Below are 16,643 nucleotides of genomic sequence, written 5' to 3' on the forward strand. Positions count from 1 at the left end.
CGATGCTACGGCGCGGCGGCGAGCCCCGCGGCGATCCCGGTCAGCTGCTCGAGCACGACCCGCACGGCCGAGCGCTCCAGCGTCTCGGGCCGGGCGAGGCAGTCGATGTGGCGGCCGAGCCCCGGGATCCCGAGCGGCCGCAGCACCACCTCCGGCGTGCGCCGCAGGTCGGTCGTGTACCGCGGCAGCAGCGCCACGCCGTCGCCCGCCGACACGACCGCCGCCGCGACCAGGAAGTCGTTGATCCGGTGCGGGATGCGCGCGTCGCCGCCCGCGAGGACCGCGATGGCGTCGATCGCCCGCTCCAGGGGGAAGCCCTCGTGCACCGCGACCCACTCCTCGTCGCGGAGGTCGGCGGGACGGACGACGTCCTTCGCGGCGAGCGGATGGTCGCGCCGCAGCGCGAGGTCGAGCGGCTCGAAGAGGAGGGGCGTGGAGCGCACGGTCCCGGGCCACTCGGCGCTGCCGGCGAGCCGGTGCGCGACGACCAGGTCGTGATCCGCGGTCAGCCCGGCGAAGGCGCTCTGCGCCACGTCGAAGTCGGCGAGCGCGACGCCCGGCCGACCCGGTGCGCGCAGCGCCTCCAGCAGCGGGCCGAACATCGCCAGCCCCGCGCTGTGGAACGCGGCGACCGAGACGGTGCCGCTCGGCTCACCCTCGAAGTCCGCGACCGCCCGGGCCGCGCGCTCGAGCGCCACCTCCACCTCGACCACGGCGGCCGCGAGAGCGCGGCCGGCGGGGGTCAGCGCGGTCCGGCGCCCGTCGCGGAAGGTCAGCGCCGTCGGCGTGCGGCGCTGCAGCGCGCTGATCTGCTGCGAGACGGAGGAGGGGGACACCCGCATCGCGGCGGCGACGGCGGCGATGCTCCCGCGCTCGCCGAGCTCCCGCAGAGCCCTGAGCTGTCCGAGTTCCATGAGTTCCAACTTACGCGTCGGCGAAGAAGATGCAGTCTTGTCCTTCGGGTCTCCGTGCCGCCACGATGAGCCGTGCGCGCTCTCCTCTCCCGCTTCCGGGTCGACCTCCTCCTGCTCGTGGTCGCCGCCTCCTGGGGCTCCACCTACTTCGCGGCGAAGGAGCTCGTCACCGACTCGAGCGTGATGGCGCTGCTCGGCTCGCGGATGACCCTCGCCGCCCTGTGCCTGGCCGTGATCGTCGCGGCGCGGCGGCACCGGATCACCGCGGCGGAGTGGCGGGTCGGCGTGACCATCGGGGCGCTGCTCGCAACGATCTTCGCGCTCGAGACCTACGGCATCGCCGGCACCTCCGCCACCAACGCGGGCCTCATCATCAGCCTGACGATCGTGATCACGCCGATCCTCGACTCCGCCGTCTCGAAGCGCCGGCTCCCGGGCCGCTTCCTGCTCGCATGCCTCGTCGCGGTCGTCGGGGTCGCGCTGCTCGCGGGCAACGGCTCCCTCCGCCCGCTCTCCCCCGGCGACCTGCTGATCCTCGGCGCGGCCGTCGTGCGGGCCGTGCACGTCACGTCGATGCACCGCCTCTCGGCGCGGGCGCCGATGGACTCCCTCCGCCTGACCACGGTGCAGCTCGGCACCTGCGCCGTCGTGTTCAGCGCCGCGTCGCTCGTCGTCGGCGTGCCGATCCCCGAGTACGTCGCGGGACTCGACTCCGTGGGCGCCGGCCTGTTCCTCTACCTCGTCCTGGTCTGCACCGTCTTCGGCTTCCTCGTGCAGACGTGGGCGGTCCGCCGCACCTCCCCCTCCCGCGTCAGCCTCCTGCTGGGCACCGAGCCGGTGTGGGCCGCGGTCGTCGGAGTCGCGCTCGCCCGCGACCCGATCGCGCCGGTCGGCTTCCTCGGCATCGCGCTGATCCTCGCGGGCACGGCCTGGGGCCGCTCCCTCGAGCAGCGGACGGCGCCCGACGCGCCGACCGCGGTGGCCGCTCCGGAGGCGCTGCTCGCCCCCGAGCCGGAGGACGAGCACCGGCGTCCCGTCGAGCGGTAGCCGGGTCAAGGGACTCGCGTGCGGCGCCCCGATGTGGGGGGATCGGATCGGGAGGCGTCCGCCGCGGGCGCCGCCGGAGGAGGATCCATGTCGCTCAGCGTGCTGTTCATCGGCGGGACGGGCATCATCAGCGCCGCCTGCGTCCGCGAGGCGCTGCGGCTCGGCCACGACGTGACCGTGCTGAACCGGGGGCGGACGTCGCTCCGCCCGCTGCCCGAGGGCGTCCGCGAGGTGCAGGCCGACGGCCGCGACCGCGACTCCGTCACCGCCGCCCTCGGCGACAAGACCTTCGACGCCGTGATCGACTTCGTCGCCTTCACGCCCGAGCACGTGCAGCAGGACATCGACCTGTTCGCCGGCCGCACGGGCCAGTACGTCTTCATCAGCTCGGCCTCGGCCTACCAGAAGCCGCCGCGCAGCCTCCCGGTCACCGAGTCGACTCCGCTCCGGAACCCCTACTGGCAGTACTCCCGCGACAAGATCGCGTGCGAGGACCTGCTCGTGGCCGAGTACCGCGCGAGCGGCTTCCCGGTCACGATCGTCCGCCCCTCGCACACCTACGACCGCACCGCGCTGCCCGTCGACGGAGGCTGGACCGTCGTCGACCGGATGCGCCGCGGCCAGGAGGTGGTCGTCCTCGGCGACGGCACCTCGCTCTGGACGCTCACGCACGCCGACGACGTGGCCGTCGGCCTGGTCGGCCTCCTCGGCGCCTCCGCCGCGATCGGCGAGGCCTTCCACATCACCGGCGACGAGACGCCGACCTGGGACGAGATCCACCACGACCTCGCCGCGGCGGCCGGAGTCGAGCCGCGCCTCGTGCACGTCGCCTCCGACGCGATCGCCGCCGCCGACCCCGAGCTCGGTGCCGGGATCGTCGGCGACAAGGCGCACTCGATGGTGTTCGACAACGCGAAGATCCGCCGCCTCGTCCCGGCCTACTCCCCCTCGGTGCGCTTCCGCGACGGCGCCCGCGAGATCGTGGAGTGGTACGACGCCGACGAGTCGCGCCGCGTGGTCGACGAGCGGATGAACGGCCTGTTCGACGCGCTGATCGAGCGGTACCGGCCGCGCCCGCTGTGAGGGTCGGGCGGAGGGGGTGCGCGAGTCCGCCGGCTCCGCCCCTCCCGGCCGCTGCACCCCGCTCGGCTCCTCCACCTGCGCCGGCGCCCCCGCTCAGCCGATCGGCTCGAGCCGCACCAGGAACCCGCCCGGCACTCCCGGCTGCAGCTCCTGGTACTCGGACGGCACGCGGTAGGCGCCCTCGCCGACCGCGGTCACGGTGAAGGCGTCGTCCGTGCGCGTGCCCGCGAGGAAGACGGTGTAGACGTCGGTGCCGTCCTCGGCGGTGCGCTTCCCGGCCGCCGCGCCGACCCAGCGGTGCCCGCCCGGATCGGCCGTCGCCGTCTCCCCGAGGGTCGCGTCGATCGCGGCCGGGTCGACGCCCGCAGTGCGGATCCCGTCCTGGCACTCGCGCCAGACGCCCGTGAATCCCGGGTCGGGGTCGGAGTAGCAGAACATCATCGACCCGTCGGGCGCGACGTGCAGGTCGCCGTAGCCGCCGACCACCGGCCCGGAGACGGGGGCGGTCGTGGGCCCGGTCGTCGGCTCGGGGTCGGCCGGCGCGGTGCACCCGGCGAGCGCGAGGACGAGCACCGCCACCGCTCCCGCTCGCCACCTCATGTGCGCAACCTACTGGAGCCGCGCCCCCGCCCGTCCGTGTGCCGAGCCGGGAGTCCGCCGGGAGCCGGACCGCCCTCAGACCAGCCGGCGGCCGCTGAAGCGGTCGACGGGGGCGTCGTGCCGCATCGCCCGCTCGTACATCCGCCGGAACGGCTCGGTGAGCACGCCGTTCGTCCGGTCCAGCGAGTCCTGCCAGGCCACGATCTCCCCCAGCTGCGCGGCGAGATCCGCACGGAGGGCCGCCTCGTCGACGGTGGTCGAGACGCCCTTCGAGACGACGACCCGGCCCGCGACGATCACGGTGTCGATCGACGAGCCGTTCTCGGAGTAGACGAGCTGGTTCTCGAGCCGCTGGCGCGGGGTGAAGTTCAGCGTCTCGAGGTCGTAGACGACGAGGTCGGCCTGCTTGCCGACCTCGATGCTGCCGGTGACGTCGTCGAGCACGGCGCTGCGCGCGCCTCCGATCGTGCCGGCCGTGAGCACCTCGGACACGGTCGGCCAGGTGGCGATGTCCGGATCCGTGACCTTGTGCAGGAGCGCCGCGGCCTTCACGACGTCGAGCATGCGCGGAGAGTCGCTGCTCGAGCAGCCGTCGGTGCCGAGGCCGAGGTTCACGCCCGCGTCGTGCAGCGCGCGCCACGGGGCGATGCCCGAGCCGAGCTTGAGGTTCGAGATCGGGTTGTGCGAGACGGACGTGCCGGCGGCGGCGATCCGCTCCATGTCGGAGTCGGTGAGCCAGATCCCGTGGGCGAAGGTCGTGTTCGGGGAGAGCGCGCCGATCCGCTCCATGTACTCGACCAGGGTCGAGCCGTAGGACAGCTCGCCGGTCACCAGCTGCGTCTTCGTCTCGAGGACGTGGATGTGGCACTCCGCCCCGTGCTCGAGCGCCAGCTCGGTCGCCCCCACGAGCAGCTCGGGCCCGCAGCGCTGAGGAGCGGACGGGGCGACCATGTAGCGCAGCCGCCCGCCTCCCCTCCCGTGCTGGGTCGCGAACGCCTCGCGACTGAAGGCGAGGTAGCCCTCCGTCGTCGGGCGCGACGCCGACCGCGCCTGGTCGAGGATCTCCGCGGGCACGTACTCCTCGAGGAACGGCATCGTCTCGTGGAAGGGCCTGCTGATCACGTGGCCCGAGATGTTGGCGCGGACTCCGATCTCGTCGTACGCGTCGAAGACCGCGGCGAGCTGCTCAGCGTCCTGGTCAGGGTTCTCGAGCACGTCGTCGACCAGGGTCGTGACCCCGGCCTTCAGCGATTCGAGGGCGAAGAGCGACGAGCGCAGCCGCACCAGATCCGGAGCGACGCGGCTGTTCCCGAGGATCGGGTACGACAGCAGCATCCACAGCTCGAGCGGCAGGTTGTCGTAGCGGCCCTTGTAGAGGTACTCCCACGAGTGGGTGTGGGCGTTGACGAAGCCGGGGACGACCAGGCGGTCGCGCCCGTCGATCACCTCGTCGCCCGGCTCGGGGACGAGGCCCGGGCCGATCGCGACGATCAGCTCGTCGACGATGCGGATGCTCGCCGTGATCGGGACGGCGCCCGAGACCGGGTCCATGGTGATCACGGCGGCGTCGGAGAGGAAGAGGGGCATGGCGGTTCCGTTCGTGGTGCGGGGTGGGACGGGGCGGGCCGGCTCGCGAGGGGGCCGGCCCGCGGAGGGGCTCGGGCTCAGCCGCGGACGGGCTCGGGCTCCGCGGCGACCGGCGCGGCCGACTCCCGGCGCTCGACCCAGGCGGGAGCGTCCCGGCCGAGCAGGAGGTAGGCGATGCCGGCCGAGACTCCGCCCGCGAGCCACGAGACGTCGACGCCGCCGAGGGCGGTCGCGGCCGGACCCTGCAGGGCGGGCACCGAGCCGTTCATGAACAGCCAGGTCAGGGTCGCGCCGATCGCGAAGGAGAGCAGCGCCCGCCAGCGGACGTCCGGCAGCAGCGGCGAGCCGACCGGGGCGAACAGGTGCCCGAAGGAGCGGACGCGCGGCTCGAACACCGTGTAGTGCACCAGCACGATCGCACCCCACGGGGCGACCCAGCCGACGAGGCCGACCAGCCACGCGTCGAGCGTGGTGGCGAGGTCGTCCTGGAAGACGAAGAACACCGCGGCCGCGAAGGCCAGCACGCCGACGATGAGGCTGAGCGCGCGGCGCCCGAGCCGGATGTCGAGGGCCTGGGTCGCCATGCCGAACGAGTAGATGTTCAGGACGTTGGTCGCGATCGGGCCGTGCACCACCAGGAGCAGCACGGGGATCGCGAGGGCGCCGAAGTTCTCGACGATCAGCTCCCCGGGATCCACGGATCCGTTCTTCGTCGCGAGGGTCGCGCCGAGGACGCCGAGCCAGACCACCGGGATGAACTGGCCGAGGACGCTGGCGAGGTAGAGCCCCCGCTTCGAGGAGCGGGGCCCGACGAAGCGGGAGTAGTCGCCGGCGTAGGCGAGCCAGGTGAGGCCCCAGCCGATGCCGATGGCGGTCATCACGATGGACATGGCCGCGATGCGGTCGCCTCCGGTGAGCGCGCCCTCCGCGGGGCCGGCGTAGGACCAGTCGATGTCGAGGAAGAACCAGGCGACGACCGACATGATCGCCAGCACCAGGAGGGTCGGCGGGACGGTCCAGCGCTCGAAGGCGGCGATCGCGCGGTAGCCGAGGAAGGAGATCGCGACCTGCACCGCCATGATCACCGCCGCCACCGCGATCTTCCAGCCGACGTTCGCCTGCTCCGGGTCGACGACGCCGACGGAGCCGAGGAGCGCGATGACGAGGTCGAGGACGATCCAGGTGTTGATGGCGCACCAGCCGATCACGACCACGGCCTGGATGGCGGCCGGGACGTAGTTGCCGCGCCGGCCGAAGATCGCCCGTCCCACGAGCATCCCGGTCGCCCCCGTCCGCTGGCCGAGGAGGACGAAGAAGCCGAACACCGCCATCCCGACCACGTTGCCGAGCACGAGGACGGTGACGGTGTCCGCCAGGCCGAGGCCCATGTTCACGCCGAGGGCGCCGAGCACCCAGTTGATGGGGGCGATGTTGGCGCCGGCCCAGATCCAGAACTGCCCGTCGAGCCGGGCGGTGCGCCGGGAGTCGGGCAGGGGACTCAGCGCGTCCTCGGCGTCGGCGGTGCCGTGCAGGGTGTCGGTGCTCATGGCGGATCCTCTCGGGGAGGGGGATGAAGGGGAGGGCGGGGCGCCCGGTGAGGCTCCACTCTCGTGCGGACCCGTTTCGGGCGGCGCGTCCGCGTGTAAATTCGCCGTGACGCGAGAGGACGTTCTGTATGGCCTACCTGCTGTCGGACGCGATGCGGGATCCGCGCCTCGCCGCCATGCTCCCGGTGGTGGCCGCCGGGCACGCGGCCGCCGAGCGCGCCGTGATCCGCTGGGCCCACACGAGCGAGCAGCTCGACATCGCGCCCCTCCTCCTCGGAGGCGAGCTGCTCCTGATGGAGGGCGCGCTCCTCTCGACCGACCAGGACCCGGCGGAGTGCCGCGAGTACGTGCGGTCTCTGGTCGACGCGGGAGTCGGCGCCCTCGCTCTCGAGCTCTCGCCGCGCCTGCCCGCGGTGCCGCCGCCGATCGTCGCGGCGGCCGACGAGCTCGGCCTCCCCGTGCTCGCCCTGCCCCGGCGCGTCCCCTTCGTGCAGGTCTGCGAGAGCATCAACACCCACCTCACCGAGCAGAAGTTCCGGAGCATCCGACTGGCGGACAGAGTGTCCGGTCTGCTGGCCGACGCGGCCTCCGGGGACGCCGGCGTCGACGAGCTCCTGCAGGTCGTCGCCTCCGCGACGGGCGCCTCCGCCTCGCTCGTCTCGCTCACGGGCGACGAGATCGCCCGCGCCTCGCCCGGGCCGGGCGTCGACACGGAGCCGACGGCCGGGACGTTCTCGAACGTGCTGCACGCGGGCGACTCCCTCCTGGGCACCCTGCATCTGCGGGCCCACGCCGACGCCGACCTCCACGCCGTCGCCGTCGCGCTCGACCGGGCGCCGGACGTCCTCGCGATCGCCGTGCTCCGGCACCGCCCGCCGTCGGTCACCGAGCGGCTGACCGCCCAGCTCTTCGCGATCGCATCTGTCGAGCGCGCGGACCCGGCGGCCGACCTCCAGATCGACGCCTTCCTCGGCCGCCTCGGCGCCGGCTCCCGGGAGCGCTACCTCGGCGTCCGGGCCGACACCGGTCACGACGACCGGCGGCTCCGCGCTCTGCTCCGCCTCCTGACGGGCGCAGGAGCGGATCCCGGCCCGGTGCTCTGCGTGGTCGGCTCCGAGCTGCTGGCGCTGCTGCCGTTCGCCACCGCCGCCGCGATGGAGGAGGGCCGCGCGGAGCTGCTGCGCCTCGGCGCCGCCCTCGACTCGGACGCTCTGCTCTGCGTCGGCAGCGGGCTCGGCGGGCAGGAGCGGGTGCCGCGGGAGCTGGCGGAGGTGCGCGGCGCGCGCGAGTGGGCGCCCGCAGGCGGAGTCGTCGACTCGCGCCAGTACCGCCTGGAGCGGTTCGCGAGCTCCCTGCAGGACGATCCGGAGGCGGACGACCTCGTCGAGGAGGTGCTCGGGCCCCTGCGCGCCCAGCGCGGCGAGCTGCTCGCCACCCTCGAGGCCTTCGCGTCGCTGTGGGGGAGCAAGACGGCGACGGCGGCCGCGCTCGGCATCGGCCGGCAGACCCTCTACGACCGGCTCGCGCGGATCGAGGAGCTGATCGGCCCGCTCGACTCGTCGCCGGCCCGCGCCCGGGTCGTCATGACCGCCGTCTTCCTGCACCGGGCGCGCGCGGCGCTCCCGGCGGGCTCGCCTCCGGTCGGGCGGACGTTCCCGCCTCCCGCCGAACGCTGACGCGGCCGGACGGGATCGAACGGCTCAGGCGGGCAGCAGCTCCGCGACGAGCGCCTGCACGCGGGCCCTGATGTCGTCGCGGATCGAGCGGACCTCCTCGAGCGGTCGGCCCTTCGGGTCGGCGAGGTCCCAGTCCTCGTAGCGCTTGCCCGGGAAGACGGGGCAGACGTCGCCGCAGCCCATCGTGATCACGACGTCGGAGGCCTGGACCTGCTCGGTGGTCATCAGCTGCGGGACGGCCTGCGAGATGTCGATGCCCTCCTCCGCCATCGCCTCGATCGCGATCGGGTTGATGCTGTCGCCGGGCTCGGAGCCGCCGGAGCGGACCTCGACGGCGCCGCCGGAGAGGGCGCGGAGGTAGCCGGCGGCCATCTGCGAGCGGCCGGCGTTGTGGATGCAGACGAAGAGGACGGTGGGGGCGGCCATCGGGGCTCCTGGTGTCGAGGGGCGGTGCTCGGAGGAGCACCCGGCGAGGGTAGCGCGCCCGGGCGAACGGCTCGCAGGCCTGCGGAGCCGCAGGAGACTCTGACGGCCGGGTCGGGAATATACCCCCCGGGGGTATGTTGCACTCCCCTGGACCGAACCGGAGGAGACACCATGACCGACCACGCCCACCACCACCCGACCACCTGGCGCGCCGCCGCCCTCGCGACCCTGCACTGCCTGACCGGCTGCGCGATCGGCGAGGTCCTCGGCATGGTGATCGGCTCCGCCCTGGGGCTGCCCGCCCTGGCGACGGTCGCCCTCTCGATCGTCCTCGCGTTCGTGTTCGGCTACGCGCTCACGCTGCGGGGCGTGCTCCGCTCCGGAGTGACGTGGCGCGCCGCCGTCGGCATCGCGCTGGCGGCCGACACCGTCTCGATCGCCGTGATGGAGGTCGTCGACAACACGGTGGTGCTCGCGATCCCCGGAGCGATGGACGCGGGCCTCTCGTCCGGCCTCTTCTGGGGCTCGCTCGCCGGCGCCCTGGCCCTGGCCTTCGTCGTCACGACCCCGGTGAACCGCCTGCTCATCTCCCGCGGCCGCGGCCACGCGGTCGTCCACGGCCTGCACGGCTGAGCCGCGCGGGTCTCGACAGGGCGCCTGCGGCGGCTGCTCGACCAGCAGGAGGCGCGTGCCGATCGAGTCGCCCGGGCCGCGGGCGCCGCGAGATCCCGCCGGGAGTCAGCCCTGCAGGCGGCGGTAGTGGCGGTTGCGGACCGAGAGGATCGCGCCTCCGATCACCGCCGCGAGGAACGAGCCGGCCAGGACGCCGACCTTCACATGGTCGTCGGACTCGCTGCCCGCGCCGAACGACAGCTCGCCGACCAGCAGCGACACCGTGAATCCGATGCCGGCCACGAACGCCATGCCGATCACGTCCACCCAGCGCAGCGACGGATCCAGGCCGATGCCGCGGAACCGGGTCAGGAGGAAGGTGCTCCCGGCGATGCCGAGCGGCTTGCCGAGCACGAGGCCCGCGATGATGCCCACGGCGATCGAGTCCTGGAACGAGTCGACCAGGCCCGCGACTCCGCCGACCGTCACTCCGGCCGAGAAGAACGCGAAGACCGGCACCGCGACCGCGGTCGAGAGGACGCTCCAGCGGTCGGCGAAGTGCGCGGCGAGGCCGTCGTAGACCGGGCGCCCCTCCGCATCCGACCCCACCTGCACCCGGGCGCGCTTCGTCGCGACGACCGGCACGGTGAAGCCGAGCAGCACGCCCGCGACCGTGGCGTGGATGCCCGAGGCGTGCACGAGCGCCCATGTCGCCACTCCGAGCGGGATCAGCACCCACCAGGCGCGCACGCCGCGCTGCACGCAGACCGCGAAGACCGCCAGCGGCACCAGCGCGAGCAGGAGCATCAGCACGTCGATGCCGGCGGTGTAGAAGACGGCGATGATCGTGATCGCGATGAGGTCGTCCACCACGGCGAGCGTGAGGAGGAACGTCCGCAGCGCCGGCGGGAGGAAGCGGCCGACCACGGCGATCACCGCGACGGCGAAGGCGATGTCGGTGGCGGCGGGGATCGCCCAGCCGTCCAGCGCGGCTCCTCCGCGGGGCAGGTTCACCGCGGTGAAGATCAGGGCGGGGACGGCCACGCCGCCGACGGCCGCGACGATCGGCACGAGCGCCGTCTTCGGGTCGCGGAGCTTGCCGGCGACGAACTCCTCCTTGAGCTCGAGCCCGACGACGAAGAAGAAGATCGCGAGCAGGCCGTCGGCCGCCCACGACCCGACGCTCAGCTCGAGGTGCAGGGCCTCGGGGCCGAAGCGGAAGTCGCGGACCGCGCTGTAGAGCGCGGACGCGGGGCTGTTGGCGACGATCAGGGCGAGGAGGGTCGCGGTGAGCAGGAACGCTCCGCCGACCGTGTCCTTCTGGAGGGTCTGGCGGAGTCCCCGCCAGATCGAGTGGGGGGCCTGATCGGCGGGCAGGGGCTGGTGCGGCATGAGGGGTTCCGTCCGGAGGGGTGGGTGAGCGCGGGGACGCGGCCGCGGGCTCCGGAGGAGGGGCGGTCGCGGGTCAGCCGCGCGGCGGCGGGCAGCCGGCGATCTCGCCGTGCGCGTTCGTCCCCCACGAGCTGAGCCATCCGTTCGTGCCCGAGGCGCGCTTGGTCAGCAGCTGCCGGGTCGGGTACGCCGCGGCGGCGCGCGCGCGGGCGCGGCTCAGCGGAGGGAGGGTCAGGGGCACCGCACCAGGGTACCGGTGGCACCCGCGAGGGGGCCGGGTGTGCACGAGCGCTCGGAGATGGGGAGCCGCTCTCCGCATGCTGAGAGAGCCGCGCATGCCGACGCCCGCGCCGATCCCGCCGCCGTCCGGCACCGCGGGCGCCCGGAGCTCGCCTTCGCGGCCGGCGCGGAGGCGCCCGTCGCAGCTCCCTGCTCCTCGGGCGGGAGTAGCCGCGACCCCTGCACGCTCCACTCGGCACCGGTACCCCTACCCGCGGATCCGCCGCAGGCGCATCGTGGAGCCATGAAGCAGATCCAGTACGCCGGCGCGACCTTCCAGGTGGGGGACGCGGTCGCCGACGCACTCGTCTCCTACGCCTCCGGGCTCGCCGCCCACGGCCGCACCGACAGTGTCGAGCTCCCCGTGCTCGGCGGCGACGGCCACGCGACGGTCGTGACGCTGCTGCTCAACTCCGCGACGAGCCTCTTCGTCTCCGGCGCCGCAGGCCTCCTGCCCGGGCTCGACGAGAAGGCCGTCGCCGCCGACCTCCGCCAGCGGACGCAGTGGCTGGACGCGGTCCCGGCGGTCACCGCCGTGGAGCCGAGCGCTCCGGAGGACCTGATCTGGCTCGAGTTCCCGGAGGTCGCGGCCCTGATGGATCCCGAGACCGGCGCCCACTCCCCCGCGACGCTCCACCTCGTCGAGCACTCGCCGCGGCGCGACTCCCTCGTCTTCACCGTCGTCTACGTCAGCACCCTCGACCGCGACCTGGGCTCGGGGGAGATCCGCCGGCTGCTCGAGACGAGCCGCCGCAACAACGTCGAGCACGGAGTCTCGGGGATGCTCGTCTTCCGCGGCCGCCGCGTGATGCAGCTGCTCGAGGGCGAGGAGTCGGACGTGCGCTCGCTCTACGCGCGGATCCTCGCCGACCCGCGGCACGAGGGAGTGGTCACCGTCTGGACCAGCGTGCACGAGCAGCGGCGCTTCCCGGACTGGTCGATGGGCTTCGACGAGCTCGACCTGCCCGTCGAGAGGCCCGCCTCCTGGCCCGAGCCGGACCTTCCCGAGCAGTCGATCGACGCGGTGGCGGACGACTACCTCCGCCGCCGGTCGGAGGCGCTGCGGAGCGCGCTGGTGAGCAGCGACCCCCTCGTCGCGAGCCTCGCCGTCATCCTGCACGGGCACCGCCCCGAGCGCGTCCTCGAGGGCGGCGCCGGAGTGCGGCTGCGCTGCGCCGAGTGCCGCGCCTTCGACGCCCACGACGGGTACGACTCCTACCCCTGCGCGACCGCGAGGACCGCGATCCAGGCGCTCGAGGCGGCCTGACGCGAGCCGGGCGGCCGTGCGGGATCACCGTCCCGGGCGCTCCGGGCGCACCCCCCTTCCGCGGGTCTGCGCAAGCCCGTCCGCTCACCCCGGCGCGCCCCTAGGGTGAGGCCATGACCGATCCCGGCGCGGCCCGCCACGACGTCCTCATCATCGGCGGCGGCAACGCCGGACTCTCGACCGCGGGACGGCTGCGGCGCTCCGGAGTGGACGACGTCGCGGTGATCGAGCCCCGGTCGACCCACGTCTACCAGCCGATGCTCTCCCACGTCGCGGGCGGCACCGCACCCGCCTCCGCGGCGACCCGGCCCCAGGGCTCGGTGACGCCGAAGGGGGTCGTCTGGATCCAGGACCGCGTCGAGACGATCGACCCGGTCGCGCACACGGTCACTCTCCTCTCCGGCCGCACCGTCGGCTACGGGCAGCTCGTCGTCTGCCCCGGGATCCAGAAGGACTGGGCCGCGGTCCCCGGGCTCCAGGAGGCGATGGACTCGCCGTTCGGAGTGTCCAACTACGAGTACGAGTACGCCCGCAAGGCGTCGCAGGTGCTCCGCGAGGTCCGCTCCGGCACCGTCGTCTTCACGCAGCCCGGCGGCCCCGGCACCTGCTCCGGCGCCTCCCAGAAGCCGATGTACCTCGCCTGCGACTACTGGCGCGCGACCGGCGTCCTCGACCGCATCCGCGTCGTGCTCGTCGTGCCGACCCCCACTCTGTTCGGGATGCCGCTGATCGACTCCGAGCTCGAGCGGAAGGTGGCGGAGTACGGGATCGAGGTCCGCTACGGCCGCGAGCTGGTCGAGGTCGACGCGGCCGAGCGGCGGGTCGTCCTCGCCGTCGACGAGCGCGCGACCGCCCTCCCCGGCCCCGACCGCGCGCGGCGCTCGACCGACGGCCCGCGCGAGACGCTGTCGTACGACGTGCTGCACGCCGTGCCCCCGCAGTCGGCCCCCGACTGGCTGGCCGGCACCGGACTGGCCGCCGAGGGCGACGAGGGCGGCTTCGTCGAGGTCGACCCGCTGACCCTGCGGCACCCGCGGTTCCCCGACGTGTGGGCGCTCGGCGACGCGGCGGCCACGGTCAACTCGAAGTCCGGAGGAGCACTGCGCCAGCAGACCACCACGCTCGCGAAGAACCTCGTCGCCGCGCAGAAGGGCCGCCCGCTCCCCCGCGTGTACAACGGCTACTCCGTCTGCCCCTTCGTGGTCTCGCGGTCGAGCGTGGTGTTCGCCGAGTTCGACGACCGCTACCGCCCGAAGCCGACCGTCCCCTTCTGGACGGGCCTGGCGAAGGAGCGGCGCCTCACCTACCTCGCCGACCGCCGCGTCCTGCCGTGGGTGTACTGGAATCTGATCCTGCAGGGACGGGCCTGAGCGTCCTCTTCCGGACATGTCCGGAAGAGGCGCTTGCCGCTGCCGGAGGCGCTCCCGAGACTGAGGGGTCGGCACCACCGTCCGACGTGCCCCCTCGTCTCCTGGAGGACCCGATGCGGCCCAGCCCGACTCCCGACCGCTCCGGCACCGCGCGATGACGACCGCGCAGGACTGGGGGCCCTCGACCGACGCGGACTCCGCCGGCGGTCCGCCCGCGTCGCGGAGGCAGCGCGTGCGCGCCTGGATGCGCGGCGGCTCCTTCGGGCCGACCGGCCTCACCCGGCGCGGCTGCCTCCTGGTGCTGGCGTCGGTGCTCGTGGTGGCGGTGCCGGTCGTCGCGCTGACGCTCGCGCATGTCGATCCGCACGCGTCGCTCAAGGTCTGGATCCTGGCGATCACGCTGATCGCGCTGGTCGGAGCGCTGCTCCGGGTCGTCGCCGACGCCGGTCCGGACCCGCAGGCCGACCTCGACCGCGCGGGCAAGGCGGTCGGAGCAGTGGCCGCGGCCTACACGGCGCTGGCCGTGATCATCGACTGGGGGATGCTGCACCTCTGAGGCGCGGTCAGCGGGCCTCGTCGCGCGGGTCGTCCGTGCCGTCGGGAGCGCTGCCGATCACGTCCGGTGTGCCGCCGGTGCCGCCCTGCGCGCTCCCGGTCCCGCCCTGCGCCGCTCGCTCGTCCTCGCGCCGGCTGAGCCAGCCCGGGCCCTCGCGCCGCAGCCGCTCCGCCTCCGGACTCGGGACGGGCGGCGCCGCCGGCCGCCGCAGGAGCCGCACCTGCCGGACCGCGCCGAGCACCACTCCGGCGCCGAACAGCGGCAGGCCGAGCAGGAGCACCAGCCACAGCGGCGCGTGCCGGCGTCCGCCGCCGACGACCGCGCCGAGATCCCAGCCCGCGTCCGCCGCCAGCCAGAGCATCCCCGCCACGAAGACGGCGCTCACCAGCGAGAGCGCCCAGGGCTGCGCGAGGAGGAGCGCCTGCGCGCGCTCCGTGCGGAAACCCTTCGCCATGCGCCGATCCTAGGCGGGCGTCAGCCGGCGAGGATCCGGTCGACCAGCCCCTGCGCGTCGCCCTCCGCGGGAACGATCTGCACGGTGTCGCCCTCGATCGGCTGCATGACGGAGAGCGCAGACTCGACCCGGTCGCCCACGCGGAGGAGGAGCCGGGCGTCGGCCCCCTCGTCGATGGCCGCCTGGGAGCCGCGGCGCAGGAGGGCGGCGCCCGCCTCGTCGAACCGGACGTCGACGGCCCCCGTGCTCGGATCGGCCTCGACCGCGGCGACGCCCGCGCGGGTGAAGTCCTCGGGATCGACGAGGACGTCCTGCCCGCCGACCGGGACGCACTGCGGATCGGAGCCGGGCTCGCAGAGCGCCGAGACGGCGACCCCGAGGCCGCCGACGGGCTCCGGAGTGGCGGACGGGGACGCCGCGGGCGACGACCCGGCGGAGCAGCCGGTCAGGGCGAGCAGGAGGAGCGCGGCGGCTCCGGGGGCGGTGCGGCGGATCACGGGATCTCCTCGGGTCGCGTCGGAGCGCGCCACGATACCGAGGCTCCGGCGCTGCGGCCACTCGGCGGCACGGCTCGGGCGGAGCGGCTGCGGGCGGAGCGGCCGGTCCGCGGCACGGCCTGGGCGGGCGGCGGCGGCCCGCCCTCAGAGCCGGACGACCAGCTTCACCGCCGACACACCCTCGTGCAGCCGGTCGAGGGCGGGCTGCAGCGCGGCGAGCCCCTCACCCACCACCTCGGGCGCCGGGGCGCAGACGTGACGGCCCTCGGCGAGCGCCGCCGGCAGGTGGTCGCGCCACAGCATCGGCCCCACCTCGTTCGTCGTCAGCGAGCCGCCCCAGACGAAGCGGGCGCGGATGCCGCGGCGACGGGCCGCGATCTGCAGCGCCGCGGTGCCGCCGACCAGGCGCAGCATCGTCCGCACGAAGGCGGCGCTGACACCGCGCCGGCGCGGGAGCGAGCCGAACGAGACGGAGGGGCTGGCCAGGGCGACGCGTCGCGCTCCGGTGCCCGCGGCCACCGCCACCGACGGGGCACCGGAGCCCGTCCCGATCGCGAGCACCCCCGCGACCTCGTGGCCCGCGAGCGCCGCCACCAGGTCGGCGACGACGGTGGGGCTGCGGTAGTCGAGCACGATCTCGGCGCCCAGCTCGCGCATCCGATCGTGGTTGCGGGGCGACGCGGTCGTCGCCACGCGGTGCCCGGAGGCGACGGCGAGCTGGATCGCGTTGCTCCCCACGCTCGTCGTCCCGCCCCAGACCACGACCGTCCTGCCCGTCGGCCGGACCGGGACGCTCGGGTGCGGCAGGGCGAGGTGGTCCCGCTGGAACAGCGCCGTCGCCGCCGTCGAGACCACGAGCGGCAGCACCGCCGCCTCCTCGAAGCCCAGCCGGTCGGGGATCGGCGCCGCCAGGTCCTCGCGCACGACCGTGTACTCCTGGAAGGCGCCCTCGTCGCGGTTCCGCCGCCCGCGCTCCATCCCGACCGCGTACGCGACGACCCGGTCGCCGACGGCGAAGCGCGTCACTCCAGGGCCGACCGCCTCGACCACTCCGGCCACGTCCTCCCCGAGCACCGCCGGGTACGGCACCCACCGGAACATCAGATCGCCCGTCCACTGCTTCATCTCGTCGACCGGATTCACGGCCAGGGCGCGGTTGCGCAGCAGGACCTCCCCCGGACCGGGGACGGGCATCGGAGCGGGGCGGACGACGAGGTCGGCCCGCGGGGCGGTCAGCAGGGCGGCGGCGTTCTCGGGCACGGGCGGCTCCAGTCGGAAGTGATGGCAGGACGTGTCGTCACACTACTCCCGATGACACGTCGTGTCGTCAGCTATC

At 74.3% G+C, this 16,643-nt stretch carries 17 protein-coding genes; 7 read left to right on the forward strand and 10 right to left on the reverse strand.

What is annotated here, in order from left to right; genetic code table 11:
* Nucleotides 1–5 precede the first annotated feature (5 nt).
* On the reverse strand, nt 6–914 hold the full coding sequence (locus tag C5C30_RS07065) for a LysR family transcriptional regulator (RefSeq protein ID WP_104226987.1): 909 nt from the start codon (nt 912–914) through the stop codon (nt 6–8).
* A gap of 72 nt (nt 915–986) precedes the next feature.
* Between C5C30_RS07065 and C5C30_RS07070 the strand changes: the two genes are divergently transcribed.
* A complete protein-coding gene (locus C5C30_RS07070) occupies nt 987–1,961 on the forward strand; it encodes a DMT family transporter (RefSeq protein WP_219827783.1) in 975 nt (324 codons plus the stop codon).
* A gap of 87 nt (nt 1,962–2,048) precedes the next feature.
* Nucleotides 2,049–3,044: an SDR family oxidoreductase gene (locus tag C5C30_RS07075; protein WP_104333430.1), complete on the forward strand. Its 996-nt coding sequence runs from the start codon at nt 2,049–2,051 to the stop codon at nt 3,042–3,044.
* A gap of 93 nt (nt 3,045–3,137) precedes the next feature.
* Here C5C30_RS07075 and C5C30_RS07080 read toward each other — a convergent pair whose 3' ends face one another.
* The 3 genes from C5C30_RS07080 to C5C30_RS07090 all read right to left on the reverse strand — a co-directional run bounded on the left by C5C30_RS07080 (nt 3,138) and on the right by C5C30_RS07090 (nt 6,778).
* Nucleotides 3,138–3,644, reverse strand: coding sequence for a hypothetical protein (locus C5C30_RS07080; protein WP_146081494.1), 507 nt, complete (start codon nt 3,642–3,644; stop codon nt 3,138–3,140).
* Nucleotides 3,645–3,719: 75 nt separating this feature from the next.
* Complete coding sequence (locus C5C30_RS07085; protein ID WP_104269297.1) at nt 3,720–5,231, reverse strand: amidohydrolase family protein; 1,512 nt, start codon at nt 5,229–5,231, stop codon at nt 3,720–3,722.
* A 77-nt stretch (nt 5,232–5,308) separates the two neighbouring features.
* Complete coding sequence (locus C5C30_RS07090) at nt 5,309–6,778, reverse strand: cytosine permease (RefSeq protein WP_104234359.1); 1,470 nt, start codon at nt 6,776–6,778, stop codon at nt 5,309–5,311.
* Between the two features lie 128 nt (nt 6,779–6,906).
* On the opposite strand from C5C30_RS07090, the gene C5C30_RS07095 reads away from it, so the two are divergent.
* Nucleotides 6,907–8,454 (forward strand): PucR family transcriptional regulator, encoded by a 1,548-nt coding sequence (locus C5C30_RS07095; protein WP_104273778.1) that lies wholly within the window; start codon nt 6,907–6,909, stop codon nt 8,452–8,454.
* Between the two features lie 24 nt (nt 8,455–8,478).
* Here C5C30_RS07095 and C5C30_RS07100 read toward each other — a convergent pair whose 3' ends face one another.
* Entirely contained in the window at nt 8,479–8,880 is a 402-nt protein-coding gene (locus C5C30_RS07100; protein ID WP_104222419.1) for an arsenate reductase ArsC, read from the reverse strand.
* Between the two features lie 171 nt (nt 8,881–9,051).
* Between C5C30_RS07100 and C5C30_RS07105 the strand changes: the two genes are divergently transcribed.
* Nucleotides 9,052–9,513, forward strand: coding sequence for a DUF4396 domain-containing protein (locus C5C30_RS07105; protein ID WP_104234357.1), 462 nt, complete (start codon nt 9,052–9,054; stop codon nt 9,511–9,513).
* A 105-nt stretch (nt 9,514–9,618) separates the two neighbouring features.
* On the opposite strand, the gene nhaA is transcribed toward C5C30_RS07105, so the two are convergent.
* A complete protein-coding gene (gene nhaA, locus C5C30_RS07110) occupies nt 9,619–10,884 on the reverse strand; it encodes a Na+/H+ antiporter NhaA (protein ID WP_104250015.1) in 1,266 nt (421 codons plus the stop codon).
* Between the two features lie 73 nt (nt 10,885–10,957).
* A complete protein-coding gene (locus C5C30_RS17625) occupies nt 10,958–11,125 on the reverse strand; it encodes a hypothetical protein (RefSeq protein ID WP_181027217.1) in 168 nt (55 codons plus the stop codon).
* Between the two features lie 282 nt (nt 11,126–11,407).
* Here C5C30_RS17625 and C5C30_RS07115 point away from each other — a divergent pair, with 282 nt between their 5' ends.
* From C5C30_RS07115 to C5C30_RS07125, 3 genes are all read left to right on the forward strand, one after another.
* Nucleotides 11,408–12,430 (forward strand): BLUF domain-containing protein, encoded by a 1,023-nt coding sequence (locus C5C30_RS07115; RefSeq protein ID WP_104257740.1) that lies wholly within the window; start codon nt 11,408–11,410, stop codon nt 12,428–12,430.
* 113 nt (nt 12,431–12,543) lie between these two features.
* Nucleotides 12,544–13,800, forward strand: coding sequence for an NAD(P)/FAD-dependent oxidoreductase (locus tag C5C30_RS07120; RefSeq protein WP_104234352.1), 1,257 nt, complete (start codon nt 12,544–12,546; stop codon nt 13,798–13,800).
* A 154-nt stretch (nt 13,801–13,954) separates the two neighbouring features.
* Complete coding sequence (locus tag C5C30_RS07125) at nt 13,955–14,356, forward strand: hypothetical protein (RefSeq protein ID WP_104226999.1); 402 nt, start codon at nt 13,955–13,957, stop codon at nt 14,354–14,356.
* Between the two features lie 7 nt (nt 14,357–14,363).
* Here C5C30_RS07125 and C5C30_RS07130 read toward each other — a convergent pair whose 3' ends face one another.
* From C5C30_RS07130 to C5C30_RS07140, 3 genes are all read right to left on the reverse strand, one after another.
* Nucleotides 14,364–14,810 (reverse strand): hypothetical protein, encoded by a 447-nt coding sequence (locus C5C30_RS07130; protein WP_104255608.1) that lies wholly within the window; start codon nt 14,808–14,810, stop codon nt 14,364–14,366.
* A gap of 20 nt (nt 14,811–14,830) precedes the next feature.
* Nucleotides 14,831–15,307 carry a hypothetical protein gene (locus C5C30_RS07135; protein WP_104261081.1) on the reverse strand — a complete coding sequence of 159 codons (477 nt, stop codon included), beginning with the start codon at nt 15,305–15,307 and terminating at the stop codon, nt 14,831–14,833.
* A 144-nt stretch (nt 15,308–15,451) separates the two neighbouring features.
* On the reverse strand, nt 15,452–16,567 hold the full coding sequence (locus C5C30_RS07140) for a zinc-binding alcohol dehydrogenase family protein (protein WP_104333432.1): 1,116 nt from the start codon (nt 16,565–16,567) through the stop codon (nt 15,452–15,454).
* Nucleotides 16,568–16,643 lie beyond the last annotated feature (76 nt).

This window comes from Rathayibacter sp. AY2B5, from assembly GCF_002931645.1.
Lineage (GTDB): Bacteria > Actinomycetota > Actinomycetes > Actinomycetales > Microbacteriaceae > Rathayibacter.